Origin of the sequence: Halorubrum sp. Atlit-26R, from assembly GCF_003666015.1 — an archaeon.
GTDB lineage: Archaea > Halobacteriota > Halobacteria > Halobacteriales > Haloferacaceae > Halorubrum.
This window is the reverse complement of sequence record NZ_QPLT01000003.1, coordinates 267,035-283,998: the sequence shown is the minus strand read 5'-3', so window position 1 is coordinate 283,998 and position 16,964 is coordinate 267,035. Positions and strand designations below refer to the sequence as shown.

Here is a 16,964-nt window from a genome sequence, read left to right as displayed (position 1 = left end):
CGATAACGTCGAATTTCTCGTCGATGACGCAGACTATCTCGGATCAGTTCTCGCTGAGGACGGCTATCGATTTCAAGTCATTCGTCATGGAAATCGGAATGCCATCGAACGTGTTTTTTGGGAAATAGAACGACGAACATCATCGTTTGCGAATAGTTTCAGCAATGTCGCGCTCGAGACAGCTCAAGATTGGCTCGAAGCCGTCGCCGTCTACCACAACTCACGCCAAACTTAACGCGACCAACTGGTCGCGTCGTCATTTAAATACCGTCCGCGTTCACGTCCGTCTCGCTCGTGACCGGTCCGCGAGCGCCGCGTGTGCGGAGCCGACGGCGATAGACCCCGTCCGTTTAACAGCGCGTGCGTCCTCCGTTTGGTATATGGTCGAAATTCTTCTTCTCGTCGGGATCGCGGTGGCGGCGTTCGTCGGATACAACATCGGCGGGGCGACGACGGGACCGGCGTTCGGGCCGGCCGTCGGCGCGGACGTGATATCGAAGGCGGGCGCGGCGGCGCTGATGTCGGTGTTCTTCTTCGTCGGCGCGGGGACGCTGGGCCAGCGCGTGGTGACGACGCTGGGCGAGGACCTCGTCACCGGCGCGAACGTGTTCACGCTGGAGACGAGCATCATCGTCCTCTTCTTCATCGGCGGGGCGCTGTTCGTCGGCAACTTCGCCGGCGTGCCGGCGTCGACGTCGATGACGGCGGTCGGCTCCATCGCCGGGCTGGGGATCGCGACGAACACCCTCGACTGGGCGGTGATGGGCGAGATCGCGATCTGGTGGCTCGTCGCGCCGATCATTGGCTTCTGGGTGTCGGGGGTCGTCGGCCGCTACTTCTACTCTGCGATCGACCGCTGGGTGGCGATCGAGAGCACGGAGGGCGCGCTGTTCGAGTTCGACCGCTCCGGGCTGATCCCGCGGCCGGTCCTCGGCCCGAACACGACGCGGCGCGAGCTGACGGGCGGAATCGTCGTCATCTCCATCGGCTGCCTGATGGCCTTTTCGTCGGGCACCTCGAACATCGCGAACGCCATCGCGCCGCTCGTCGCGCTCGACGGCGTGGAGATGACGCCGATGATCCTCCTCGGGAGCGCCGCGGTCGCGGTCGGCGCGTTCACCATCGCCCGGCGGACGCTCGACACGCTCGGCAACGACATCACCGACCTCCCGCTGACGGCCGCCATCGTCGTCGCGGTCGTCTCCTCCGGGATCGTCATCAGCCTCTCGGCGGTCGGCATCCCCGCCTCGTTCGTCATCATCGCGACGATGTCGATCGTCGGGCTCGGCTGGGGGCGCGCGACGCGCACGGTGACGGTGCGACAGGGGATCAAAGGCGAGAAGGAGCCGACGGTCTCCGTCGGCGCGCTGACGGCCGACGAGATGCCGGAGATCGGCGAAGGGGACGCGAGCGACATCCCCTCGGCCTCGGACCTGTTCAACCCGGGCACGAGCGCGCGCGTCGTGTTGATGCAGAACATCGTGCCGATCCTCTCGACCGTGGGCGCGCTGGTGACGTTCACCGCGCTCTTCGCGTTCGTCTGGTAAGCGGCCTTCGGGGGCACCGAGCGGTGCCCGTTACCTGCCGCACGGGGCTCGTTACCTGCCGAACCGACGCTGCCGGTCCTGAAAGTCGAGGACCGCGCGCAGGTACTCGCGCCTGCGGAAGTCCCGCCAGTTCACGTCGGTGAAGTAGAGCTCGGCGTACACCGACTGCCAGATGGCGAAGTCGGAGAGCCGCTCGGCGCCCGTCTTGATGACTAAGTCGGGCTCCTCGGGGAACAGCAGCCGCTCCGCGACGTCGGTCTCGTCGATGGCCTCGGGCGTGATCTCGCCGGCCGCGACGTCGCTCGCGAGCTCGCGGACCGCGCCGGCGAACTCCGCCTTGCCGCCGAGGCCGACCAGAATCCGGACCGGGGCGTCGGCGGCAGCGGCAGTGCCGGCCTCCGTCGCCGCGTCCGGGCTCCCCTGCTCCGGCCCCCCGTCGAGTTCCGGACCGCGGACCACGGTCTCCGTCGGTGTGTCGAGCCGCCGTAACTCACGAACGAGCGTCGGGGCGACCGCGCGGTCGAGGACGGAGACGGAGACGGTGACGCGCTCCGCGCCGTACTCGAACGCCCAGCCGATCGCCGACGAGAGCGTGTCGAACGCGCCGTCGGCGAGGAGGTCGCGCTCGGTGACCACCAAGGCGACGTGTGCCGGCGGCTCGGCGTCGTGGAGGCGGTGGCGCGTCGCGAGGTAGGCGTCGTAGAGACCCACGTGGAGAGGATCCGGTCGCGCCTATAAATGGCTTCCCGCCGACGAGGGATTTAATCCGCCGACGCGCCTACCGCGTGTAATGGCAGAGAGTTACCGCGGGGTGTTCGGCGCGATCCCCTACGCGTTCCGCGCGACCGAGTCGCTGACGATGCGCGCGTACACCGCACTCGGCGCGCTGGCGGCCGGCTTCGTCGCGCTCGTCGTCACGCTCGCCCTCGTCGTCTGGATGGGCGAGACCGTCTCGGCGCAGGGGGGGACGTTCCTCTTCTCGCGGTCGCTGTTCGTGGTCGCCGGGCTCGGCGCCGTCGGCCCGCTGCTCGCGCCGATCCTGTTCGTCGCCCGCCGCCACCGCCGCGGCGACCGCGTCGCGGACACGTACGACCGGTGGATGGGCGTCGCCGGCTTCCTGTTCCTGCTCTCCCTATACCTCGGGATGGTCATCTCGGCGCCCGAAGGCCTCCGGGACCCGACCGACTCCGCCGTGATCGGCGCGCTGTACGCGCTGCCGCAGCCGGCCGGGTTCGTCCCGCCCGTCGCGGCCGCGCTCGCCGTCTTCGCGACGCACTTCCGGCTCCGCGGCGGGTCGGACGACGACGCGGCGGCGGGCGGGGAGGGGACGGTCGACGAGGCGGCGGTCGACGGCGGCGAATCGAGCGACGCCGACGAGTCGGCGTGAGCGGCGTCTCGACGGTCGCGGCTCGAAAGCCGGAAGTCGGCCGAGCGACTACCCGGGCGCAATGACCGACGAGAAGGAGAGCACGTTCCTCGTCACGCACGTCGAGAGCGACTCGGCCGTGCTGAAGGACGTCCACGACGGGCAGGTGCACACGCTGAGCTCGAACCCCGGCCTCGACGTCGACGACGCCGTCGAGGCGACCGTCGCCCCCGACCCGCCGATGGAGGTCACCTATCAGGTGATCGAGGTCGCGGAGCGCCGGTCGCTGTCGATCGAGGAGAGTCCGGAGCCGCCGACCGTCCACGAGCGCGAGCTCGCGGCGGAGACCGAGACGGGAGAGCTCTCCCGGGAGGAGCGCGCGGGCGTCGGCGAGGTCCACGTGCTGACGCCGCCGGAGTCGGAGACGGAGGCGGCGGTCGCCGACGTGATCGACGACCGCGAGGGGACGCTCTCGCGCGCGGCCCGGCTCGGCGTGAACCGCGTCGAGGTCCGGTCGGAGCCGGGCGTCGTGGCGGTTCGCTACCTCCCGTAGCGGGGGCAGGCGGAAACGCGCCCCGCGGCGACGGTCTATCAGATAAGAAGGCTTATTCGCGCCCGCGGAGGAAGCGGTATTTATGGTAGCGATCGAGGTGCCGGAGGTCAACTACACCGACTACTCGAACCGGCAGCTCGCGGCGGTGCCGCTCGCGTTTCTGGTCCTCGCATTGGCGATCATCGGCGGCTGGTTCGTGGCCACCGGTGCGCCGGCGAACCTCGGACTGGAGTTCACCGGCGGCGTCGAGCTGCGAGTCGCGGACGAGGCGAACGGCGACGTCGAACAGCAGATTCAGACGGCCTTCGACCGGCAGCCCGACTCGGTCCGGACGATCCCGGGCGACGACGTCGTCGTCGTCACGTTCCAGGCGGCCGAAGACGACCCGGAGGGGCTCGCGAACGACCTCCAAGACCAGGCGGACGCGGCGGGGCTGACCACGACCGCCGTCGACCAGGTGTCGCCGAGCTTCGCGAGCGACACCGCGCGGACCGCGCTCTTCGGCGTGGCGCTCGCGTTCCTCGGGATGAGCGTGCTCGTGTTCGCGCTGTTCCGGACGTTCGTCCCCTCGCTCGCGGTCGTCGCGTCCGCGTTCTCCGACCTCGTCATCCCCGTCGCGGCGATGAACCTCCTCGGCATCGAGATGACGCTCGGAACGATCGCGGCGCTGCTTATGATCATCGGGTACAGCGTCGACTCGGACATCCTGTTGAACGACTCCGTGCTGCGCCGCACCGGCGAGTTCTACGAGTCGGTCAGCCGCGCGATGCGGACCGGGGTGACGATGACGCTCACCTCCATCGCGGCGATGGTCGTGATGGCGGTCGTCGCCTCGGTGTTCGGCGTCGGACTCCTCCGTGACATCGGGGTCATCCTCGCGGTCGGCCTGTGCGCCGACCTGATGAACACGTACCTGCTGAACGTCTCGCTGCTTCGCTGGTACAAGTTCGAGGGGGTGGCTCGGTAATGCTCGAACCGATCAAGGAGAACTGGCGGATCCTGCTGCTCGTCGTCGTCGTACTCGGGTCGACGGTGGCGCTGTTCGGCCCCGGGTTCGGTCCGGAGCCGGCGCCCGGCGAGAGCGCGAGCGAGGCCCAACAGGGGGTCACGAACCTCCAGTACGGGCTCGACTTGGCGGGCGGGACCCGGGTCCGCGCGCCGCTGTCGGGGTACACCGCCACCGACGTGGCGCTCGGGGGTGAGAGTCCGGAGGCGGTCGCGGAGGCGGTCGCGGCCGAGCTGGAAAACGCGTCGACGCGTGACGTCGGCGTCGTCCCCGACGAGAGCGCGGTGGAGGTCACGGAGCCGTCCGTGACCGAGTCCCAGTTCCGGGCGGCGATGGACGCCGCCGGCTACGAGTACGGCGGGATCCGCTCGGGCGTCACGCAGGAGACGCGAGACGCGACGATGGAGATCATCCAGGGGAAGATCAACGAGGCGGGCCTCTCCGGCGGGAGCGTCCAGCAGGTCCAGTCGATCACCGGCGAGTACTTCATCCTCGTCGAGGTGCCGGGACAGGGCCGGCAGGAAGTGATCGACCTCCTCGAGGACCGCGGGACCGTCCGGATCGACATCGCGTACCCCGACGGGAACGGCACCGCGGTTCAGGAGGGGGCGCTGATCCAAGACGACTTCGAGGAGATCGGGACCGCGACACAGAGCGACCGCGGCACCGGCGCGTACGTCCCCGTCACGGTGCGTAACACCGCCGGAAGCGGACAGCAGTCGCCGGCGCACGCCTTCCAAGACGCCGTGGCGCAGCGCGGCTTCGCCGACGCGTACCAATCCCAGACGGACCGATGCGGGTACAACTCGGAGACCGGGGAAATCGAGAACTCGAACCCGTGTCTCCTGCTCGTCGTCGACGGAGAGGTCGTCAACTCCTTCGGGATGGACCCCGGCCTCGCCGACAGCATGGCGGCCGGTTCGTGGGCCGACACGGGGAACTTCCGGCTCACGACCGGCGAGTTCACCGAGGCGCAGACCATCTCGCTGAACCTCCGCGCCGGCGCGCTCCCGGCCGACCTCGACATCAGCGGCGAGGGGACCTCCTCGTCCATCTCGGCCTCGCAGGGGGAGAACTTCCGGACGTACTCGCTCATCATCGGCGTGCTCTCGGTGTTCGCCGTCGCCGGGATGGTGTTCCTCCGCTACCGGGAACCGCGCGTCGCCCTGCCGATGATCGTCACGGCGCTGGCCGAGGTGTACGCCCTGCTCGGGTTCGCGGCGCTGCTCGGCTACCCGCTCGAGCTCGCGGTGATCGCGGGCTTCATCGCCGTGGTCGGGACCGGGGTCGACGACCTCGTCATCATCGCCGACCAGGTGATGAGCGAGGGCGACGTGAGCTCCCGGACGGTGTTCAACTCGCGGTTCAGACAGGCGTTCTGGGTCATCGGCGCGGCCGCGGCCACGACCATCATCGCGATGTCGCCGCTGATGGTGCTGTCGCTCGGCGACCTCTCCGGGTTCGCCATCTTCACCGTCCTCGGCGTGCTGATCGGCGTGCTGATCACCCGCCCCGCGTACGGCGACATCCTGCGCCGCCTGCTGACGGTCAGGTGACCCGGCTCTGACCCCGCGGTCGCCCGTTTCCCGGTCAGATGTGACGCTCGATCAGTTGTCTCGCGTCCGGCGCGCTCTTTTTCTCGTTCGTGATCCCGATAGGGGCGGCACTAGGGCTCTATCAGAAAGCGGCAGATGCTCCGACAAACTATTAGTTTAGACCAGTCAAAAAAGTCTATGCCCACCGACGCCGTCGAAGATTACCTCAAGGCGATCTATCGGATCGAGTCGCGGGCGGGGCCGCCCGTCTCGACCTCGCAGATCGCGGGGGCGCTCGACAAGACCCCCGCGACCGTGACGAGCATGGTGGAGACGCTCTCCGAGCGGGGCCTGCTCTCCCGAGAGAAGTACACGGGCGTCGAGCTCACCCCCGCCGGGGAGGTGGCCGCGCTGGAGGTCGTGCGCCGGCACCGGCTCATCGAGGCGTTCCTCGCCGAACAGCTGGACTACGAGGCCACCGAGGTGCACGACGAGGCCGACGCGCTCGAACACCACGTCAGCGAGGAGTTCACGCGACGCGTCGAGCGCGTCCTCGACTACCCCGCGGCCGACCCGCACGGCGACCCCATTCCCCCGGCCGACCTGTCGACGCCGGAGGACGCCGGGACTGCGCTTGTCGCGGCCTTAGCGCCCGGCGAACGGGGCACGGTCGCCCGCATCAGCGACCGCGACCCCGACGTGTTGGAGTTCCTCGTCGACGCGGGGATCACCCCGGGCACGACCGTCGAGGTCGTCGACGTGGCCTCCTTCGGGCTCGTCACCGTCCGGACGAGCGACGGCGACGAACACGGACTGCCGGAGGCGGTCGCGGACCGCGTGTACGTCCGCCGCGCCGCGGAGTCGAGCGCCGCCGGCGACGGGCAGGAGGCGAGCGACGCATGACCGGCTACGTCGAGATCCTCGTCGTCGCGTTCGCCGCCCAGCTCGCGGTGCTCCCGGGCGAGAAGGTCCAGCTGATGATCGCCGGGCTCGCGACGAAGTACGACCCGAAGATCGTCGTCGCCGCGGCCGGCTCCGCGTTCGCCGGCTGGACCGCCGTCGAGATCGCGTTCGGACAGGCGCTTCAGTCGGCGCTGCCGCCGCTCGCGCTCAACGTCGTGACCGCGGTCCTGTTCTTCGTCTTCGCGGTCCTCCTGTACCGCTCCGCACCGCCCCGCGGAACGAGCCCCGAGGCGGAGCGCACGGACGGCGGGGTTGCCGCGTTCGACGACCTCTCGCTGCCGGGGCGGCTCGACCGGTACTCGGGGGCGCTCGGCGGCTTCCTGCCGATCTTCGCGCTCACCGCGACCGGCGAGTTCGGCGACAAGACCCAGCTGGTCACGATCGGCTTAGCGGTCCAGTACGGGGCGACCTCCGCCATCTGGTTCGGCGAGATGCTCGCGATCATCCCGGTGAGCCTCGCGAACGCGTACTTCTTCCACAGGTTCGCCGGGCGGGTCGACATGCGGCTCGCGCACCTCGGCTCCGCGCTGCTGTTCGCATTCTTCGGCGCGGACACCGTGTTGGCGATCGCGACCGGTTTCTCGGTATGGGAGGCGTTCGTCGGGGCGGTCGGCGGCCTCGTCGCCGGGCTGTTCTGAGGGCGGCCCTCCGCGGGCCCTTCGAATCGGCTCAGAACTCGTCGAGCGCGGACTGCTCGGCGGCCGCGAGAACGTCGTCGCAGGTCGCCCACGACCGGCGGGCGCAGTCGGGGAGCTCGCCCGTCTCGGCGACGTACTCGCGGAGGAACGCCCGGGTCGCCGGGTCGCTCGGGTAGCCGCTCCCGAGGTCGTCGTATCCCGGATACGCGGCGTCGATTTTAGCCATTGCGGCGTCGCGGACCGTCTTGGCGACGACGCTCGCCGCGCCGACGACGGGGTCGTCCTCGTCGGCGCGGTGGGCGGCCGTCACGTCGACCGACGGGAGGGGTTCGCCGTCAGCTGGGGTGTCGTTCTCGCCGCCCTCGACGAACTCGCTGAGGCGCCGCGCGAACCGCTCCTCGCTGGTGTCGCCAGCGTCGGCCACGACGCGGACCGCTTCGGCGACGCCCGCGGGGCGGTCCGCGAGCGCGTCGCGGACCGCCCGCGCCTGCCCCCGGACGGTGAGCGTGTTCATGTCGGTGTCCGGGCGGTCGATCTCGGCGGGCTCGACGCGGGCGACGCCGACGGCGACGTCGGGGCCGCTCCGGAGGGCCGCGGCCATCTCCTCGCGCCGAGCCGGCGCGACCCGCTTCGAGTCGTCGACGTCGGCGGGCAGGCTCGTCGGGTCGGCGATCACCGCGGCCGCGACCATCGGTCCGAGCGCGGGCCCCTTGCCGGCTTCGTCGACGCCGAGGTACACGCGTGGCTCGTGGGCGCGCGGGCGGAAATAGCTTCAGAAAGGACGCGCTCAGTCGAGCAGGACCGCGCTGACCTGGCCGGTCTGGCCGGGGCGGGAGGTAACGCGCGCGCGGCCGGCAGACGTCTCGATGATGGCGCCCTTGGTGACGATGTTCCGGCGGGCGTAGTTGACGTTCGCGGGGTTGTCGGCGACGTTCTCGATCTCGGCCTCGCTGACCTCGCCGTCGTCGGCGACCTGCGCGACGTTCGTCGAGAGCGCGCGAACCTTCTGGTCCGTCCCGCGGGAGTCGATGTACTGGAGTCGCGTCTCGCCGACCGTGGTCTCGGCGGGCTCGCGGCCGAGCTGGTGGCGCTTCTTGTTCGAGGCGTGCTTGAGTCGGCCGCCGGTCCGCTTGCGCGCGGAGCGTCCCTGGTCTTTCATACGGGTACGAACAGCCAGCGAATACTTGAAGCGTTCGACTCGTCCCGGCGGGATCGACGGCGCGAGCGGGGGCAGCGCCGCGACCCCGACCGGTGGCGCGGGCCGAATTCGGGAGGGGACCCGGCTCAGGCGAACGCGCGCTCGAACGCCCGGACCCCCTCGTCCGTGCCGGCGACGACGAGCTCGTCGCCGCGATCGATCCGCGTCTCCGGGCCCACGTCGGTGACGAGCGCGTCGCCGCGCTCGACGGCGATGACGGTACAGCCGGTGGTCTCGCGGACGGCCGCTTGCCCGACCGTACGGCCGGCCAACGCGGGCGCCTCGCTCTTGACGACCTCGACGTGGGTGTCCAGCGAGAGCACGTCGCGGTCCGCGAGGACGGCCGACGCCGACATCCGCCCGGTCACCGTCGAGAGGGAGAGGACGTAGTCGGCGCCGGCGCGGTGCATCTTCGGGACGCTCTCCGGGTCCTCGACCCGCGCGAGCAGCTCCACGTTCGGCGCCAGATCGCGGACCACGAGCGTCGCGAACTCGGCCGTCGTGTCGTCGGGAAGGGCGAGGACGACGGTGCGCGCGCCGCCGACGCCGGCCTCCCGCAGCGTCTCCGGCTCGGTCGCGTCGCCGACCACGTCGATCGCCTCGCCGCCGTCGCGGTCGACGACGGTCACCGGGAGGTCGGCCGCTTCGAGGGCGTCCGCGACGGTCTTCCCGACCTGGCCGTACCCGACGACGACGGTCTCGCCCGCGCCGAACCTGCGGGCCGCCGAGTTGGTCAGGTCGACGAGCCGCTCCACCTGCCCCTCGGTCCCCGAGACGAGGAGGACCGTCCCCGCAGACAGCGTCGCGTCCGGCGGCGGCGCCGCCTCGAACGACCCGTTGAACCACGCGCCGATCACGTCGACCCCCGTGCGTTCGCCGATCCGGCTGCCGGCGAGCGTCGAACCGGCGAGGCCGCTCCCGTGGTGGATCGACACCTCCGCGATCCGCAGGTCGCCGACCGCGACCGCCTCGTCGAGGTCGGTCCGCACCGCGGTCGTCACCTTCGAGGCGAGGCTCTCGCCGAGCAGCGACCGCGGGGAGAGCACCTCGTCCGCGCCGGCGAGCCGGTGGTATCGCTCGCGGCTCGGGTCCTCGACGACGCTTATCGCGCGGACGTCCGCCGAGAGCTCCTTCGCCGCGAGGACGATGCTCGCGTCGACGCGGTCGGAGACGTCGGTGACCAGGGCGCGCGCCGACCCGAGGCTCGCGCCCTCGAGCCCCTCGGTCGTCTCCGGGTCGGCCCGGACCACCACGTGGCCCGCCTCGTACAGCGCCAGCGCCCGGTCCGGATCTGGCTCGACGACGACGTACGGGACCGATTCCGACTCGAACTCGTCTAAGAGCGCGTCGGAACGCGTGGTGTCGGAGGCGACCACGACGTGTCCCTCCATCGCCGCGTCCAGCGACCGTGGGACGGTCGTCGAGAACGCGGACTCGAGGAGCGGGGTCGCGACGACGGGGAGCGCGCCGATGAGGAGCATCATCCCGACGAGGTCCATCACGGCGACGAACGCGTGCATCTGCTGGCTCTGCCACGAGGACGAGTCGCCGCCGAACCCCGTCGTGGTGAACATTTCGATCGCGAACTGGACCGACTCGATCAGGGTCCGGGGATCGTTCTCGTACACGCGCATCCCCCACCGGTAAGCGACGGCGGTGAAGGTGAGCACGACGCCGAGAAATATCGTGTACAACACGACTCGTCGCTTCCACGTGTCCATCGAGCCGCGATACGCCGCGGCCGTACAAAAACGGGGGGACTCGTTCGGGTCGACTCCCGCGCCCGTGCGCAGTCCCTCCGCGGGTCGGACCGCGGGGGCGGACCGTCGAACCGTCCCGGCACTGGACCGAAGTTCGATGGTTTAAGTTCCGGGGGCCGAACCGTCACGCATGGTGCGGGACCCGTCGCGAGACCCGGAGCCGCCGTCGGTCGACGAGGTGCTCGACGCGCTGGCCGACGACGCGGCCCGTCGGATCGTCGCGGCGCTCACCGAGCCGAAGACCGCGAGCGAACTCTCCGAGGAGTGCGACATCCCCCTGTCGACGACCTACCGGAAGCTGGAGAAGCTCACCGACGCCTCGCTGCTCTCGGAGTCGACGGACATCCGGCGGGACGGGCAGCACACGACGCGGTACTCGGTGTCGTTCGACGCCGTCACCGTCTCGGTCGACGGCGACGGCGACGAGGGAGACGCGGACCGCCGCGAGTTCGACGTGGAGTTCTCTCGGCCGGAGCGGACCCGAGACGAGCGACTGGCCGACCTGTGGTCGGAGCTACGAGAGGAAACATGAACCCCTACATCGACCTGACTATCATCGTCGCAAAGACCGCCATCCTCGCCCTCGGTGGCAGCATCACCTACTACGCGCTCCGCGCGTACGACCGGACGGGCGACCGCTCGCTGCGGGAGCTCGGCGTCGGCTTCGGCATCGTCACCGTCGGGGCGCTGTTGGGCGGCGTCTCCCACCAGATCATCGGCGCCGATCTGGCGGTCGGTATCGCCATCGACGGGCTGCTCACGGCGGTCGGGTTCGCGGTCATCGTCTACTCGCTGTACTTGGAATAGACGAAGCCGAGCGGCTTTCGACGCGCGACGAACGGTACCCTTTTGCGGCGCTCGGCCGTCCGTTCACGGCATGAGCGACGCACGCGAGGAGCTCTCCCGCCGGATCGCCGGCGAGATAACGCTGAGCGACGACCCGGGGGCGACCCTCCGGAAGTGGCGGACCGACTTCGACGTCTCGCAGACGGAGCTGGCCGAGCAGCTCGGCGTCTCCTCGTCGGTCGTCTCCGACTACGAGAGCGGCCGCCGAGAGAGCCCCGGGATCGGCGTCGTCCGCCGCACCGTCGAAGGGCTCCTCGACATCGACGAGCGCCGCGGCGGCGGGCGCCTCCGCCAGCACGCCCGGGTGCTCTCGGCCGGGTTCGAGAGCGACATCGTCCACGACCTCCGCGAGTACTCGACGGCGGTCCCCCTCGACGAGTTCTACGAGGCGATGGGCGCGACGGAGATCGTGCGCGGCGACCACGACCACGTGAACGGCCACACCGTCATCGACTCGATCCAGGCGATCACGCGGCTCTCCAGCGAGGAGTTCTACCGTCTGTACGGCCAGTCGACGAACCGCGCGCTCGTGTTCACGCGGGTGACGCGCGGCGAGTCGCCGCTCGTGGCGCTGCGGGTCGTGAGCCCGACGCCGAACGCGGTCGTGCTCCACGGGATCGAGGACGGCGACCTCTGGGACCACGCCGCCGACCTCGCCCGCGTCGACGGCGTGTCGCTGGCCACGTCGAACCGCGACCTCGACGACTGCCTCGCGGACCTCCAGGCGCTGTGAGCTGACGCCGGGGACAGAGAAGGCGGCCGAACCGCGGGCCTGAAACCGCCGGCGCCCGTCGGTCGGGGCATGAGCGAGAACTACGCCGAGCGGCTCCGCGCGAACCGCCGGGAGAAGGACGACTTCTTCGACGACCACCCCCAGTCGCCGATTCCGCCCGAGCAGCGCGACGAGTTCGACGGGCTCGACTACTTCCCGCCGGACCCGGACTACCGCGTCGAGGCGACCGTCACGGTCCACGACGACCCCGAGCCGGTCGAGATGGAGACGACCGCGAGCAACCCGGTTCGGTACCTCCGAATCGTCACGTTCGCGTTCGAGGTCGACGACGAGGAGCACACGCTAGCGGGCTACCGACAGGAGGGCGACGACGGCGCCATCTTCGTTCCCTTCCGCGACAAGACGACCGGCCAGCAGACGTACCATCAGGGACGCTACATGGAGCTGGCGCCCGAGCGCGACCTCGACGACGGCGACGGCGTCACGATCGATTTCAACCTCGCGTACAGCCCGTTCTGCGCGTACAGCGAGACGTTCTCCTGTCCGCTCCCGCCCGAGGAGAACTGGCTGGAGATCGTGATCCCGGCGGGCGAGCGGGCGCCGGACATGGACTGAGCGAGCGGGAGCGTCGCCGGCGTCGCCACTCTGCGGGGCGTGAAAAACACAAAAATCGGACGTCGGAACGGCCCGAAAGCAGTCCGCCGCGGTCGGCTTACTCGAGCGTCTCGCTCGTGACGAGCGTGTCGTCTTCGAGGTAGTGCTCGATGTGGTGGCCGTGTTCCTCGACGTCTTCGAGGATCTCGCGGAGCTGCTCTTCGGTGTTGTAGTCGCCGAGGTTGTTGGCGAGCTGGATGTGCTCGCGGAGCTGCTCGGTGATGTCGCCGAACATCTCGAGGTCGTGCTCCAGCGACGTCCGGATGTCGTAGGCGTCGGCGTCCTCGGGGGTCACCGGCGCGTGCTCCTCGTAGTTCGCGCCGCCCGAGAGCGGCACGCCGCCGAGCGCCTGCGCGCGTTCGGCCAGCACGTCGGCGCCCTCCTCGAGGTCGGCCGCGACCTCGCCGAGGTACTCGTGGATGTCGAGGAACTCGGCGCCCTCGACCAGCCAGTGGTGCTTTTTGATCTGGTGGTAGAGGACGTACGTCGCCGCGAGGTCGCTGTTGAGCGCGTCGACGAGCTGTTCGGCCTTCTCTTCGGGGACGCGGAGCGCTTCGCTCTCGTGAACGTCGCCGTATCGCTGACGGGCCTGCTTCTGGGTACTCATTTCAACTGTACATACGCGCGCGACCTACTTAATAGTTCCTACTTAGAAAACTACTTTTTCAATATCCAAAAGAATATTTTCAAACATTGTCCGCGGCGCCGACCGGATCCCGCTGTGCGGCGAGCGTCTCGCGGTCTGGCGTCGCGGTCAGCGTCGCCGGCGCCCGGCCGAGTTCGGCCGCAAGGACGATACGGGCGCGGCGCCGACCGACGCGTATGACCTTCGCCGACCTGTTCGAGCGCGCGGCCGCGTTCGACGGCGACCTCGACGAGGCGGACGTGCGCTCGGCGCTCGACGACGTGCGATCAGCGTCAGACCGGGACGACGGCGGCGCCGCGGGCGACGCGGTCGCCGACCCGATCGACCCCACCCCGGCCCGCGTCGTCGCCGACGCGGACGCGTTCGCGGCCGACCTGCTCGTCGGCGGCGCCGCCCGCGACGCGCTCGACGCGCTGCGGTCGCACGCGTGGACGACGCTGGTCGCCAGCGACCCGCTCCTCGACGACGCCGAGGCGGTGATCGCGTCGCTCTCGGACGCCGACCTCGCGGCTGACTGGCGCGCGGCGGTCGAGGCGTGGCGCGAGCCGGTCGCGCAGCCGCCGGGCGATCACCCCGCGCTGGCCTCCGCCTACCGGGGCGGCGCGATGCAGGTCGTGAGCCTCGACCCCTCGCTGACCGGGCCGGGGGCTGCGGCCGGGCTGCGCGACCGCATGCCCGTGAGCGTCCGGGAGCCGCGCGCGTTCGCGGCGGTGTTCGACCCGGCGAAGCTGTACCCGGACGCGGTCGGCGGGGAGTATCCGGGTCCCGACCGCGACCCGCGGACGATGGCGGCGGTCGACGCCGGCGGCGACCAGCACCGATAAACCGCCGCCGGTCGGACCGGAGGTATGACCGACTCGGAGGGTGCCGCCGCGGGCGACGACGCCGGAGAGTCGCCGGCGCTCCCGGCCGACCTCGACGCGGTCCGCGACGCGCTCGTGGACTGGTACGAGGCGGACCACCGGGACTTCCCGTGGCGCCGCACGGAGGACCCCTACGAGGTCCTCGTCAGCGAGGTGATGAGCCAGCAGACCCAGCTCGACCGGGTCGTCCCCGCGTGGGAGGACTTCCTCGACGAGTGGCCGACGACCGCCGACCTCGCCGCCGCCGACCGCGCCGACGTGGTGGCCTTCTGGTCCGACCACTCGCTGGGGTACAACAACCGCGCGAAGTACCTCCACGAGGCGGCCGGACAGGTCGAAGGGGAGTTCGACGGGGCGTTCCCGGAGGACCCCGACGGACTGAGCGAACTGATGGGCGTCGGACCGTACACCGCCAACGCGGTGGCGTCGTTCGCGTTCGACAACGGGAACGCCGTCGTCGACACCAACGTGAAGCGGGTGCTGTACCGCGCGTTCGACGCGCCGGACGACGACGACGCGTTCGAGCGGGTCGCGTCCCGGCTCATGCCGGCGGGCGAGTCGCAGGTGTGGAACAACGCGATCATGGAGCTTGGCGGCGTCGCCTGCGGGAAGAGCCCGCGCTGCGACGAGGCGGGCTGCCCGTGGCGCGAGTGGTGTCACGCCTACCAGACCGGGGATTTCACCGCGCCCGACGTGCCCGAGCAGCCGAGTTTCGAGGGGAGCCGCCGGCAGTTCCGCGGGCGGATCGTCCGTCTCCTCGGCGAGCGCGACGTAATAAGCCTCGATACCCTCGGACACCGTATTCGCGTCGATTACTCGCCAGATGGCGAACATGGACGCGAGTGGCTTCGAGGGCTCCTTTCGGATTTGGCAGATGATGGATTAGTCGAGGTCGAAGACTCCGGAGATGAGACGACCGTCCGGCTCCGATAACACCCGTTCGTACTCTACTCACAGACCTACCCGGCAGTGATAGTACTCTTGATAGCAGTCAGTGCGGACGTGAGCGCAGCCGTCGCAACGCCGACAGTTACGAAGGGAGAACCCGCGGAGCGTACCCGCGCTCTCAACTGAGCGAAAATGGGTACTAATAATTACAGCTACACACGACGCTGACGGGTGGGAGGAAATGACGGCTGACTGTGTGATTCACGATGCGTTCGTTCTCACGGTGGACGAGCGAAATCGACTCTACGAGCGAGGAACGTTGCTCATCGAGGATGGCCGGATCACCGACGTGCGGTCATCTCGGGACGATGACGCAGAGTTAGCGGCCGACTTGGTCATCGACGGCGAAGGTAAACTCGTGATGCCAGGTCTCGTCAACGCGCACACCCATCTCGAACTGACGCCGCTGTTTGGCGCGTTCAGCGACCTCGACCTCATGGAAATGATGAGTGGGATGACCGCCATATTCGGCCACATCGCCGAGGGCGAGTACGACTACTTCGCACGGGCGGGGTACGAACTCGCCGCACTGAACTTCCTCACTGGTGGGGTCACGACCGTCAACTCGATGGACGTCCGTCCCAGCGGGGGCGCAGAAACGTTCGGCGAAGCGGGCCTCCGTGGATTCTTCGGGATGGCGCTCTCAGACCTCTTCTGGGACGTTTCCGTCGAAGAGCAGTTCGACCGCGCCCGCGAGTTCATCGATCAGTACCACGGTGCGTACGACGGCCGCATCCGGGCGACGATCAACCCCCACGACGACTGGTCATGTACCCGCGAACTGTGGGAACACACCGCCGAACTCGCTGACGAGTATCCCGACCTGCTCGTCCACACGCACCTGCTCGAACTGGAGGCGAGCAACACGATGGCGCGGTCGAATGGTGCCGAGGATTCGCTCGCCCTTCTCGATGACGTTGGCCTCTTGGACGACCGACTTGTAGCCGCGCACTTCCGGCTCGCCGACGACGAAGACATCCAACGGACTGCCGAAGCAGACGCGTCGGTCGCACACTGCCCGTCGATTTTCTGTTACTGGAACACGGGCGGCGACGTACAGTGGACGCCGGTGCCGGAACTCCGCGCCGCGGGCGTCGATGTCGGCCTGGGTATCGACGACCACTACTGGCACGACTCCTACAGTCTGTTCGGCGAGGCGAGGCAAGCCCGGCTCGCAGCGAACCTCAAGCGCTCGACCGGCCAGTACGACTCGATGGAGCTCGTACGAATGCTCACCATCGAAGGAGCAGAGGCACTCGGGGTCGGCGACGAGATCGGGAGCCTCGAACCCGGCAAGCGCGCCGACGTCATTCTGCTGGACGTCGAGAAGCCGAAATTCACCCCGCTGACCAACATCCCGGCGCAGGTGGCTAACAACGCAGCGCCGGCTGATGTGGAAACGGTAATCGTGGACGGCGACGTACTGATGAAAGCCGGTGACGTGAAGACCATGGAAACTGATGCGGTGCGCGACCGCGTCGAGGCCGCGGTAGACCGTTTTGAGTCGGAGACGGACTGGGAGCTCGGCATCGGTGAGAGTGAGCCACCGAGTACGATGAACGTCGCCCGCGACCTGCCAAAGCGCGGCCCCAGTCAGTTGCTCGGGCGACTCGCGTTCCAGTCGCTCAGAGATAGGTTGCCACTCTGATACGGATATACGGGGATTGTTCGGCAACAGCCACCCCCAGTTGCTGCCGATATTTGAGAT

General features: G+C 69.3%; 19 protein-coding genes and 1 pseudogene. 15 read left to right on the top strand and 5 right to left on the bottom strand.

The genetic code is table 11. The features are described from left to right. A pseudogene (locus DVK07_RS23575) lies at positions 1-235 on the top strand (IS6 family transposase); the annotation flags it as partial. 145 nt (positions 236-380) lie between these two features. After that, a complete protein-coding gene (locus DVK07_RS05795) occupies positions 381-1,547 on the top strand; it encodes an inorganic phosphate transporter (protein ID WP_121596167.1) in 1,167 nt (388 codons plus the stop codon). A gap of 51 nt (positions 1,548-1,598) precedes the next feature. Here DVK07_RS05795 and DVK07_RS05790 read toward each other — a convergent pair whose 3' ends face one another. Beyond that, positions 1,599-2,258, bottom strand: a complete 660-nt coding sequence (locus DVK07_RS05790) for an undecaprenyl diphosphate synthase family protein (protein ID WP_121596166.1) — start codon at positions 2,256-2,258, stop codon at positions 1,599-1,601. Between the two features lie 79 nt (positions 2,259-2,337). On the opposite strand from DVK07_RS05790, the gene DVK07_RS05785 reads away from it, so the two are divergent. The 6 genes from DVK07_RS05785 (at position 2,338) to DVK07_RS05760 (ending at position 7,608) form a co-directional block, all read left to right on the top strand. Beyond that, positions 2,338-2,934 (top strand): hypothetical protein, encoded by a 597-nt coding sequence (locus tag DVK07_RS05785; RefSeq protein ID WP_121596165.1) that lies wholly within the window; start codon positions 2,338-2,340, stop codon positions 2,932-2,934. 61 nt (positions 2,935-2,995) lie between these two features. After that, positions 2,996-3,466, top strand: a complete 471-nt coding sequence (locus DVK07_RS05780) for a DUF5812 family protein (protein WP_017344042.1) — start codon at positions 2,996-2,998, stop codon at positions 3,464-3,466. Positions 3,467-3,548: 82 nt separating this feature from the next. After that, on the top strand, positions 3,549-4,433 hold the full coding sequence (gene secF, locus DVK07_RS05775) for a protein translocase subunit SecF (protein WP_121596164.1): 885 nt from the start codon (positions 3,549-3,551) through the stop codon (positions 4,431-4,433). Further along, positions 4,433-6,028: a preprotein translocase subunit SecD gene (locus DVK07_RS05770; protein WP_121596163.1), complete on the top strand. Its 1,596-nt coding sequence runs from the start codon at positions 4,433-4,435 to the stop codon at positions 6,026-6,028. The genes secF and DVK07_RS05770 overlap by 1 nt, the downstream gene beginning before the upstream one ends. Before the next feature lie 177 nt (positions 6,029-6,205). Continuing rightward, the gene (locus tag DVK07_RS05765) at positions 6,206-6,910 is read left to right on the top strand and encodes a metal-dependent transcriptional regulator (protein WP_121596162.1); all 705 of its coding nucleotides are present in this window, start codon (positions 6,206-6,208) and stop codon (positions 6,908-6,910) included. Next, positions 6,907-7,608, top strand: a complete 702-nt coding sequence (locus tag DVK07_RS05760; protein WP_121596161.1) for a TMEM165/GDT1 family protein — start codon at positions 6,907-6,909, stop codon at positions 7,606-7,608. The genes DVK07_RS05765 and DVK07_RS05760 overlap by 4 nt, the downstream gene beginning before the upstream one ends. A gap of 31 nt (positions 7,609-7,639) precedes the next feature. On the opposite strand, the gene rnhB is transcribed toward DVK07_RS05760, so the two are convergent. The 3 genes from rnhB to DVK07_RS05745 all read right to left on the bottom strand — a co-directional run bounded on the left by rnhB (position 7,640) and on the right by DVK07_RS05745 (position 10,527). Beyond that, entirely contained in the window at positions 7,640-8,347 is a 708-nt protein-coding gene (rnhB, locus tag DVK07_RS05755; protein WP_121596160.1) for a ribonuclease HII, read from the bottom strand. A 48-nt stretch (positions 8,348-8,395) separates the two neighbouring features. Beyond that, positions 8,396-8,767 carry a 30S ribosomal protein S8e gene (locus DVK07_RS05750; protein ID WP_121596159.1) on the bottom strand — a complete coding sequence of 124 codons (372 nt, stop codon included), beginning with the start codon at positions 8,765-8,767 and terminating at the stop codon, positions 8,396-8,398. Positions 8,768-8,892: 125 nt separating this feature from the next. Further along, entirely contained in the window at positions 8,893-10,527 is a 1,635-nt protein-coding gene (locus DVK07_RS05745; RefSeq protein ID WP_121596158.1) for a TrkA family potassium uptake protein, read from the bottom strand. Between the two features lie 169 nt (positions 10,528-10,696). Here DVK07_RS05745 and DVK07_RS05740 point away from each other — a divergent pair, with 169 nt between their 5' ends. The 4 genes from DVK07_RS05740 to DVK07_RS05725 all read left to right on the top strand — a co-directional run bounded on the left by DVK07_RS05740 (position 10,697) and on the right by DVK07_RS05725 (position 12,760). Beyond that, positions 10,697-11,098, top strand: coding sequence for a helix-turn-helix domain-containing protein (locus DVK07_RS05740; RefSeq protein WP_121596157.1), 402 nt, complete (start codon positions 10,697-10,699; stop codon positions 11,096-11,098). Then, positions 11,095-11,373: a hypothetical protein gene (locus DVK07_RS05735; RefSeq protein WP_121596156.1), complete on the top strand. Its 279-nt coding sequence runs from the start codon at positions 11,095-11,097 to the stop codon at positions 11,371-11,373. The genes DVK07_RS05740 and DVK07_RS05735 overlap by 4 nt, the downstream gene beginning before the upstream one ends. Before the next feature lie 70 nt (positions 11,374-11,443). Then, positions 11,444-12,145 (top strand): helix-turn-helix domain-containing protein, encoded by a 702-nt coding sequence (locus tag DVK07_RS05730; protein WP_121596155.1) that lies wholly within the window; start codon positions 11,444-11,446, stop codon positions 12,143-12,145. Between the two features lie 69 nt (positions 12,146-12,214). Further along, entirely contained in the window at positions 12,215-12,760 is a 546-nt protein-coding gene (locus DVK07_RS05725; protein WP_121596154.1) for a DUF1684 domain-containing protein, read from the top strand. Between the two features lie 97 nt (positions 12,761-12,857). On the opposite strand, the gene dpsA is transcribed toward DVK07_RS05725, so the two are convergent. Beyond that, positions 12,858-13,406: a DNA starvation/stationary phase protection protein DpsA gene (gene dpsA / locus DVK07_RS05720; RefSeq protein WP_121596153.1), complete on the bottom strand. Its 549-nt coding sequence runs from the start codon at positions 13,404-13,406 to the stop codon at positions 12,858-12,860. Positions 13,407-13,621: 215 nt separating this feature from the next. Between dpsA and DVK07_RS05715 the strand changes: the two genes are divergently transcribed. From DVK07_RS05715 to DVK07_RS05705, 3 genes are all read left to right on the top strand, one after another. Next, positions 13,622-14,269 (top strand): hypothetical protein, encoded by a 648-nt coding sequence (locus DVK07_RS05715; RefSeq protein ID WP_121596152.1) that lies wholly within the window; start codon positions 13,622-13,624, stop codon positions 14,267-14,269. Between the two features lie 24 nt (positions 14,270-14,293). Beyond that, complete coding sequence (locus DVK07_RS05710; RefSeq protein ID WP_121596151.1) at positions 14,294-15,241, top strand: A/G-specific adenine glycosylase; 948 nt, start codon at positions 14,294-14,296, stop codon at positions 15,239-15,241. 196 nt (positions 15,242-15,437) lie between these two features. After that, the gene (locus DVK07_RS05705) at positions 15,438-16,904 is read left to right on the top strand and encodes an amidohydrolase family protein (RefSeq protein ID WP_121596150.1); all 1,467 of its coding nucleotides are present in this window, start codon (positions 15,438-15,440) and stop codon (positions 16,902-16,904) included. The last annotated feature ends 60 nt before the right edge of the window (positions 16,905-16,964 follow it).